The sequence below is a fragment of the Anatilimnocola aquadivae genome, from assembly GCF_049819085.1.
GTDB lineage: Bacteria > Planctomycetota > Planctomycetia > Pirellulales > Pirellulaceae > Anatilimnocola.
Genome location: NZ_CP187419.1, coordinates 4,732,736 through 4,742,236, shown reverse-complemented (window position 1 = coordinate 4,742,236; position 9,501 = coordinate 4,732,736). Strand labels below are relative to the sequence as shown.

Genomic DNA, 9,501 nt, shown 5'->3' with positions numbered 1-9,501 from the left:
TTAGGCAACAGCTTGATCTGGCAAGAGCTGATCACAAGTCAAACCGCCAACGTGCTGGCCATCGAGTACGATTTCGAGTTGCTCTTGGTTCCGTAAGCTGGCCTGCCGAGCATAGGCACCCTCGGCCGTAGGCTGATCGAACACTTCCACACAACGATCGCGCAAGTTCACGATCCAGTACGCGGGCACGCCAGCTTTGGCATAGATAATGGCCTTGCGACGATCACGACTGAGCGAAGCGTCCGCTACTTCAATGACCAACGCCACATCCTTTCCCTCTGGATGCTGGGTCGGGTAATCGCCGCGTTTGCCACGCGTGATCGTCAAATCGGGTTCAGGGGCGCTGTCAGCCGTCCGCAATACATTTTGCACGCGAACGAACCAACCTGCCATTTCGATTTGTTCCAAAAGACCGAGGATGACATCAATCGTATTGTCATGCTGGGGTTTCTTGACCATCTTGGGAACGATCCAGCCTTCAAGAAGTTCTACGTTCGCACCCTCGCCCAACACCTCAGCGATCTCAAAATACTGCGCCACGGTAAAACGCTGTACGGGAAATGGTGGCGCCACCAGCTCCGGCAATGATTCCGCTGAAAGAGAAGTTGTCATGACAAGTCTCGAACGTGCCTCACTACGTGACGCTAGATTATACCATCCAACCTACAGCGTTCCATAACGCGGCACCCGCCAGTGCTACGCCGCGTCTTCTTCCGCGGCAGGCAATTCTTCATCGCCGAATTCTTCTTCGGCGGCGGCTTCGGCAGCGATTGCGGCGCGGGCGGCACGTTCCTGCGCGGCCGAGCGTTCGATCGCTTCGCGGCGAATCTCGCCGTCTTCACTGACGTCTTCAAAGCGAACCGAGACTCGCTTCGAAACGCCCGATTCCTGCATGGTTACACCATACAGTGTGTTACCCGCGGTCATCGTTTTCTTGCTGTGCGTGACCACCACGAACCGAGTCCAACCCAGAAAGTCTTTCAACACGTCGATAAAGCGGCCAATGTTGGCCTCATCGAACGGCGCATCGACTTCGTCCAAGATGCAAAACGGGCTCGGTCGAAATTGGAAGATCGCGAGCAACAGAGACACGGCCGTGAGGGCCTTTTCGCCGCCAGAGAGGAGCGAGTTGTTGAACGATGGCTTGCCTGGCGGAGTAGCGATGATCTCAACGCCACACTCAAGCACATCTACGCCCTCTTCGAGGATGATGTCTGCCTTGCCGCCGCCGAATGCTTTGCGGTAGAGCGCCTGAAAGTTGACGCGAATGGCTTCGAGGGTATCGAGAAACAAACGTCTGCTGTCGGCGTTGATCTTGACGATGATGCGTTCGAGTGCTTGCTTGGCCTCGGTCAAATCTTTGTGCTGGCCGCTGATGGTGCCAAAGCGAGATTCGAGGTCGTCGAGTTCGTCGAGCGCATCGAGATTCACGGCACCAATCTGATTGATCTTGCGGCGCAGCGATTCGATTTCAGCTTCTACTTCAACGCGGGCGGATTCCTCTTCCGCGGTGGTAGCTTGATCGGCGCCGGCCAGATCGATGCTGTAGTCCTCGCGCATGCGGTCAGCGAGTGTGGTCCGTTCCTGACCGACTTGCGTGGCGGAGAGTTCCAGCTGATGCAGCTGCTCTTCCAATTTGCGAACATCTTTGCGCAGGCTCTGCAATTCTTCGGCCTGTTGTTGCCGCAGCGTCTGCGCGGCGGACTGACCTTCGCGCAAATCCAGTGCAGCGGCCTCTAACAGGCGCTTCTGTTCGTACAGTTCACCAATCGCGCCCGTAACGGTGGCGATCGTCTGCTCGGCAGTTTGGTGGCGAGTAGTACACGATTGCAATTGTTGCTCAACCTGAGCGACTGCTCGTTCGCGCTCGGCTTGATCGTCGACGAACTGCGTCAGCCGATGCTTCAACCCCTCAAGTCGCTGCTCGCTGCGAGCCAGGGCCACTCGTGCGGCAGTTGCCTGGCGAGAAGCCTCTTGCCGATCGACTTCCAGCCGCATGAGTTGCTGCTGCTGAGCTTCGCCCGTTTGTTGATAGGCTTCGATGGCCGCCTTATGCGCAGCCAACTTACTTTCCAACGCGGCGATCTCGTCTTGCAACTGCTGCTGCTGAGCGAGCAACTCGGTCTTTCGTACGGCACCGTGCTGGCGCTCACGCTCGTTTTGTTCAAGCCGTTCCTGCTGTTGCCCCAGTCGTTGCCGCTCGGCGGCGAGGCCTTCGTTGGCCTGCGATCGCGCGAGAACCAGCTTGCGAACTTCTTCGTCTTGCAACTCAACCAGGCCGCGCAGGTGATCTGTCTCGCGCTGGGCGTTGGTGATCTGCTCGTGAATGACGAGCAGGTCATCCTTCAAGTGTCGCAGTTGGCTTTTTCGCGAAACCAGGCTCGCCGCTGCCTGACGAGCACCGGCCGTGATCGTGCCATCAGCGGCCGCAATCTCGCCCTCGGTAGTCACGAAGCGGCAATGAGCCGGCGCTGCTGCTGCCAGGCGCAAGGCTTCGGGCAAAGTGCGAACCAGCCAAGTCTGTCCGAGCAATCGTTCGGCGAGCGACTTGCCCGCTGCCGAGTACGTGACGAGCCGATCGAGCCGCGAAATGATGGCCGGATCGCCTTCCCAGGCGTGTTTGGGTAGCGGCGTGGCTTCCGCACTTTCGCGGACGAACTGCAACGTAACTCGACTCGAAGCGTGCTGGGCCCGTTTGACCACGACCGTCGCTTGATCGGCGGGGCAGTCCAGTACTACGTGCTGTGCCGATTCACCGAGCGCCGCATCGATGACCGTCGCGTATTGCAACTCGGTCTGCAGCAGGTCGGCAACAATGCCCTTCACGTGCGTCCAAGGTGCGGCGGTGGCATCAAAGGCCGCGTCGAGAATCTCGCGCACGCCGGCGCCAAAGCCTTCGAAATTCCGCTCCAACTCTTCAAGGACCGCAATGCGATCTTCGGTCGCATGGTGGCGACCGACAAGTTGAGCCACATCATGTGTGCGTGCGGTGTGCAGCCGGCGATTATCGGCTAGTTCCAGCTGAGCAGATTCCAGCTTGCGGTGATGGGTATCGAGTTCGGCCTGAAAATCCTGTTCGTGCTGACGAACTTGTTCCAACTCGACTTCGAGAAGTTGGGCCGCGGCGAGCAGATCTTCAGCTTGGCGCGTGAGGACTTCAATCTGCGTCACGGCCTGCTGACGAGTGGTCTGCCGGCCGCTGAGCTGCGTCTGAACGGTAGCCGCCGATTGCACGTGATCCAAATACTCGCGGCGAGCAGCTTCCGTCTGCTCGTGCAGTTCGCGATGAGCGTCGGAAAGTTTCGCGGCTTGCTGTTCAAACGTAGTCGCTTGCTCTTCGACAACCGCGTGACTCAGTTCGGCGGCGTTAAATTCCGCTTCGGTCTGTTTCAACCGTTCGACCAAATCACCCGCGCGCTCCTGCATGGCGGCCAGATTGCGGCGATGCTGTTCAGCCTCATCGGACAACTCGTGACTGCGATTTCGCTGGTCGCGAATGGTCGCTTCCTGCAGCGAAATCTGCTCGCGATTGGCAGCCAGGCGATTGTCGGCGGCTCGCATCTCTTCGGTGCGCACCGCGAGCGAAGCATCGCATTCGAGAATGGTCGCTTCCAGTCGTTCTGCAGTTGCAGCCGCAGTCTGCGACTGTTCGCGGCCTTGGAAAATCTCCTGCTCAATGCGACGCAGCTTGTCGGTGAGGCGCCGCCAATCGGTCATCGCAACTTGCGTGCGCAGCTGCTGCAGGCGTTCGGTATGCTCCCGATATCGACGAGCCTTTACCGCCTGGTTGCGAACCGTCTTCAGCCGGTTTTCGACTTCTTCGACGATATCGGTCAGCCGGAGCAGATTCTGATCGACTCGTTCGAGCCGGCGCTGCGCTTCGAGCTTCTTGGCCTTGAAGCGGCTGATGCCGGCGGCCTCTTCGAAGATCGCGCGGCGATCTTTCGACGATGCGTTCAGCAGTTTATCGACCCGGCCCTGTTCGATGATGCTGTACGCATCGGCACCGACGCCGGTGCCTCGAAACATGTCCTTGATGTCTTTCAATCGCGCGGGCTGGCGATTGATCAGATACTCGCCTTCACCGCCGCGAAAGACGCGCCGCGTAATGTGTACTTCGGGTGCATCGATTGGCAGCACGCGCGAGGAGTTATCAAAAATCAGCGTGGCTTCGGCCGTATTGAGCGGGCGTCGCCCCGTGGCTCCGCCGGAGCCCTTGAAGATGACGTCGGCCATGTCCTTGCCGCGCAGGCTTTTGGCCGATTGCTCGCCCAGCACCCATTTGACGGCATCGACGACGTTTGACTTGCCGGAGCCGTTAGGGCCGACAACCACCGTAATGCCCGCCGGAAACTCAAAGCGCGTGCGGTCGGCAAAACTTTTAAAGCCGAATACTTCCAGCGCTTTGAGCATGGGATGACGAACACGACGAACGGGGTGTCACAAGCGGTCGGGGATTAGTTTCCCGACAACGGATTCAGTCTATCCAAAATGCCACGATCTTTCTTGGCATAATCCGGATCAATGTAGGTTTCCGTTACCGATCGATCCTGATCGCGGCCCGATTCTTGATTCAAACGATCGGTGAACAGCTCGGGCTGCGGGGTGGCGACGCTGGTCCCGCTCAGCGAAGTCGATGGCTCGTCGCTATCGTCTCCCGAATCCACGGGAGGCTGGTCGCTTGGCTCATCGTTATCGCGATAGTACTTGCGTCCGGGCGTGGGGAGGGCTTCGATGGCAAAGCGGCCCGTCAGCAAGCCCTGCTTGTTAGCTTCCTTGAGCATCAGGACCACTTCGGCATAGCTGGCACCCAGCTTGGTGACCGTGCGGATCACGTTGTTCAGCACGGGCGGGCAATAGTCGAACGAATCCAGATCTTCGCCCATGGGGCCCGTTTTGAAGCTGCATACCTTGATCTGACCATCATCATGGGCTTTCAGCAGGATGCCCTTGCCACAGGTGAGGAACTGCGGCGGCTTGATCGTTTGCTCGTGACCAAAGATGACAATTTCGGGCTGCTTACTGCGGGTGACGTGCACCAGCGGTTCTGCGGTCGTGGGGAACAGATGGTAATAGAACTTACCTTCCAGCAGCTCTCCCTTGGTAACCGGATCGGCGTCGTTGTAAAGCCGCAAGGCGCGGAACGCACCGTAGCGAGTTTCGACACTGGGGGCATGCAGCAGGTTGGTCAACGCATCGTAGGCGGTCGATTGGTTCATCGATGACAAAGCCGTCAGGGCGTGCCAACGGAAGGCAGACGTTTCTCTAGCAGCCAGTTCGAGTGGCGCAGATGCCTCAGCGTCATCCAAGTAGGCCAGCGCCTCGGCGCTGTAAAAACGAACTTCGGGGTCACTGTTGGTGAGCCCGGTCTTCAGTGTTCCGATGGCATCACGACCGATGGCTTCGAGTTGCAACGCGGCCAGCGGAGCTGCGGATGGCTCTTGCAGTTTGCGGCCGAGCATTTCGAGACGCTCGGTCTTGGCGACAGCCGTTTCCTGCAGCACGATATTACGCACGACTCGCAGATAACGACCGAGATTGTTCTTGTAACGATTCGCCACATTGAGTTCGAGGAAGTTGTCGCGCATGGGCTTGGCGACACCCTTCTTTTGCCCTCGGTCCATGGTATGGAAGCGATTGTTGATCGCCTTGCCGATGAGCGTGCTGACGCGAACCGAGGCATCTTCCCGGCGCAACATCAGGCCGAGCGTCCGCGATTCCAAGGCCAGGCCGCCACCCAATACGCGACCTCGCACATTGTTGATTTTGTCGTCGGTGCCGGTGATGACCGAGTTGACCAGCACATTGCCGCGACCGATTGCGTCGACATCGCCGCTGCGAATCGTGCCGCCGAGAACTTCCAGGCGGCGCAGGCGGGTTTGCATCAGCCAGCCACCTGCCAAACTTGTGGTCTCGGTGTTCTTGGGGACAAGAACCTCAATATCGAAGTTCTGACCCTTTTGTGCGCCAGGGGGCAAGTAACCTCGGACGATCACCATCGAAGTCGCGGGCGAGGCCAGAATCTTGTCGGCATTGGGCACTTCGTGCGATTGCATTTCGGCAATCAGCAGGCGGCGCTGTTCGTTAGGCGGTGGATCGCTGCCGGTGTTATCGAGCCCGGTGACCAGGGCCACCGATTCGACCTTGATCCAGTTCAGCCCCCAGGGACGAGTGAAGTCGCCCACCAGTTTGCGTTCTTTGACGTCATCGGTCGGCAAATCCACCTCGGGCGATTGCCCCCGAAACAATGGATTGGCGCAACCAGAAAGGGCACCGAGTCCCAAGCTGCCAAGGGTGGCGGCCAGGAAAGCGCGGCGGTTGTAGTGCGAGTTGCGAGCAGCGTGCGGCGTCATGCCGGCCCTCATTTGCTAGCTGGTGTACCAATGCGCATCGTGCGCGGTCCCCATTGGGTGGCGGACAGTATCGAACGTGGCTGAGGAGGTCAAGAGCGATGCTGGCGAAATCGCAGTTGCGACGTGAAACCTCACGTTCCTGCGGTTTTGCTGCCAGCATGGCGAAAGTACCGTTACTTAGTGTGAAATAATTTTAAATCAGGTAGTTGACAACAGATCACTACCATGAGTTAATGGTGGAATGCTCTCTCACAGTCTGGTGGTTGAGTTGCGGGCCGCGCTGCGCGGTTGAGCTTACTTCGTGCTTGCGAAGTGGGAGCGGCTCTTGCGATTGAGGTGCCTGTCCAACAATTAGCCCGGTTGTTGGACAAGAAGGATGAGTTGCCAAAGTTGCAAGACAGCCGCAAGTGTCAGGGCTGCAGTAACTTCCGACGAAATCCAAGAATGGTTGCCTGTCCAACAACCCCGCCGATTGTTGGACATATTGGTGTGATCGACTAGAAGGTGATGCCGCCCCGGAGAATGAACGTCGACCGCGGATCGAAGTCGCCGATTCCGCTGGAATATTCAAGCGTCCGGCCGAAGACGTAGCCCACTTCGAGTCGGTAGCCGCCACCGCCATCGACACGTCGTTCGTAGCCCGCCATCAGGCGATAGTCGGCCCAGGTCACTTTGTCCGATGTGCCATTGGCTCGCTCGATCGCCCAAGTATTGCCACCAAACTCTGCCGTCACAAAGATCCAGTCTTCATAGCCGGCACCGACATTCACCCGGGTCGCAATTTTGGGTTTGGGGAAAATCAATTCAAAGTTGAAATCGGGCGTGGGCTTCCAGATCAGACCACCAGCCGGCAGGAGGCGAATGTTGTCTCGATTCAAGTACAGCACACCCGCGACGAACTGCAATCGTTCGGGAACATAGTCCCAGGCGTAGATTGCCTTGCCGGTGAGGCGAAACGCATCGGGATGGTCGGCTTCAAAGTCGGAGTACACGCTCGGAGCGACCGACAGCAGCAGGCGATGGTGCTGCAAGAACAAGGGGGCCCAAGTGAAATCGACATAGGCTGTATATAGTCGCGGGGGCAAGTCTTGCGCGCCACCGGGATCTGAGATCAGGTACATGTTGAACCCGGGCGTGATGAACAGCGGCCAATCTCGAATCGGTGCTGGCAGAGCCACGGTTAGCGAAGACTCAATTTCGGTGATGCCCAGGTCGGTCGGATCGGTCCCATCGCCCAGCCAGGCGGCCGAAAGGGACAGCTTTTGAAAGAAGCCGCTTTTATAGGGATTCAGTTTTTGAGTGCCATCGACGTTGTACTGCACGGCGCTGACCGCAGGCTGCTCGGGCATATTCAGCGGATCGTAGCCTCCGCTGGGGATATGCATCTCGCCGGGCATCATATAGCCCGGGCCTGCTTGCCCTGGCCCCACAAATTCCGGTCCAGGGAGCGGATTGCTCAATGGCGCAGGACTCACCGGCTGCAGCACTTCGACGCCCGGTTGAGGCAGCCGCTGGGGCTGTTCGTAGTCGGAGGCAAGCCGCACGTACCCGGGCGAAACAGCAGGGAGCAAGCGACTCGGCTGGGCGAAGTACCGCGCCTGAGGTTGCAGCGGCAAGTCGCCACCGGCGAGCGCTGCCGGGGGCTGCCGAACCGCTTCATGCTCAGCAAAGCCAACGCCAGTCCAACTGCCAAGTCCCATACAGAGCACCCCGCCAAGATGCTTCGCGCGCAGCATCCCACAGATGCGGGCGAGCAAGGAGCGGCAGAGCGCGACAGTATTCATCGAGTGGGGTTCATCGAGTGGGCTTGATCGCGATTGATTCAACAGAAGTACTTGGTTTCCACCAGTTGCTGCTTAGAACGAGAATCCAGCGCGAACCATCCAGGTGTCGGACAGGTCGAAATCCTCGTTCAACTCTACGTAGAAGATGTCACGCTCAAAGACGTAGCCAACTTCGAGGAAGCCGTTCAGACCACGTGGGCTGCTCCACTCCAGGCCGAACGAAGCGCGAATGTCGTTGATATCGATCCGATTCACTCCGTCAGTCGGTAGTGGCTTTACGGTCCAAGCGCCGCCGCCATATTCGCCAGCGACATACCACCAAACTTCATAAGTGCCGACGGTCGAGATGTACTGCGAAATCCGGGGCTGCGGGAAGAACAAGTCCACACGCAACTGAGGATTCGGCTGCCAAAGAATACCACCAGCAGGCAAGATCTTGATGTCGTTCCGATCGATGTACATGACGCCTAACTTCGCCGTGAGTGTGGGCGTCAAACGAACCACACCCAGGGCCAAGCCCTGCAATCGCAGACTGTCCGTCGTCAGGGTTTCGAAGTCGGTGTACACGCCCGCGCGAAAGCCGAGTTCCGCTCCGATTTGCAAGTTGGGGTCGGTCGCATACTGAAAATCGAGATACGCGCTGTAGGCCGAGCCGGGCAGGTTGTGGATTCCGTCCTTCGGGCCGTCCCATAGATGCAGCGCAAACGCGGGCGTAATAAACAGCGGCTGGCCGGTCGTCAAAAAGTTGGGAAAGGCGAACGACACGCTCACCTCGGAGTCGTTGATTCCCAGGTCGTTGCCGTCGTCGCCACCGGCAAGATACGTGTGCCGAAAGCGAACGTCGTGAACCAGCCTCAGGCTCTCGTACAGGTTGTAGCTGCCGTTGGGATCTCTCATCCCATTTGGGAACAGGTACTGATTCTGTGGCTGAGCGACTGGTGTGGCCCATTGCGATCCGTAAGGTGCAGCGCCGGCATTCGGCGGCACTGCACCGCCGGGGAATGTCTGGGGCTGAGCAACTCCGCCAGCCCCAGACCAGAACCGCGCGGCTTCCTGGCCATTAGGCGAGTAGGGATCGAATGGGAGTGGCTGGCCGAAGGCATTCGGAGGCGTGAAGGTGATGGGGGGGGAGTACGGATTGGGTGCCGCCACCGGACCGGTTGGATAGGTCGGCACTGCACCGAAGGCATTAGCGGGCGGAGCACCCGGCGCCGGACCCACCGGAAATCTGCTGGTCGGGGGCATGCCGCCGCGAGGGAACTGCACCGTTTGTGCGCGTGCGATCTCTCCAGCGACTAGCGCGGCGAGGCAGGCGACAAAGATCAGGCCCAATCGTGGCACAGGCAAACTACCTAGGGAGAAAA

General features: G+C 58.8%; 5 protein-coding genes. All 5 read right to left on the bottom strand.

Going from position 1 to position 9,501, the window contains the following annotated elements; translation table 11 throughout:
- The 5 genes from NA78x_RS18750 to NA78x_RS18730 all read right to left on the bottom strand — a co-directional run bounded on the left by NA78x_RS18750 (position 1) and on the right by NA78x_RS18730 (position 9,478).
- Positions 1–612 (bottom strand): Uma2 family endonuclease, encoded by a 612-nt coding sequence (locus NA78x_RS18750; RefSeq protein ID WP_425613904.1) that lies wholly within the window; start codon positions 610–612, stop codon positions 1–3.
- Positions 613–696: 84 nt separating this feature from the next.
- A complete protein-coding gene (gene smc / locus NA78x_RS18745) occupies positions 697–4,413 on the bottom strand; it encodes a chromosome segregation protein SMC (RefSeq protein ID WP_425613903.1) in 3,717 nt (1,238 codons plus the stop codon).
- 44 nt (positions 4,414–4,457) lie between these two features.
- Positions 4,458–6,353: a flagellar basal body P-ring protein FlgI gene (locus NA78x_RS18740; protein WP_425613902.1), complete on the bottom strand. Its 1,896-nt coding sequence runs from the start codon at positions 6,351–6,353 to the stop codon at positions 4,458–4,460.
- 497 nt (positions 6,354–6,850) lie between these two features.
- Positions 6,851–8,137, bottom strand: coding sequence for a hypothetical protein (locus NA78x_RS18735; protein WP_425613901.1), 1,287 nt, complete (start codon positions 8,135–8,137; stop codon positions 6,851–6,853).
- A 72-nt stretch (positions 8,138–8,209) separates the two neighbouring features.
- Positions 8,210–9,478 carry a hypothetical protein gene (locus tag NA78x_RS18730; RefSeq protein WP_425613900.1) on the bottom strand — a complete coding sequence of 423 codons (1,269 nt, stop codon included), beginning with the start codon at positions 9,476–9,478 and terminating at the stop codon, positions 8,210–8,212.
- Positions 9,479–9,501 lie beyond the last annotated feature (23 nt).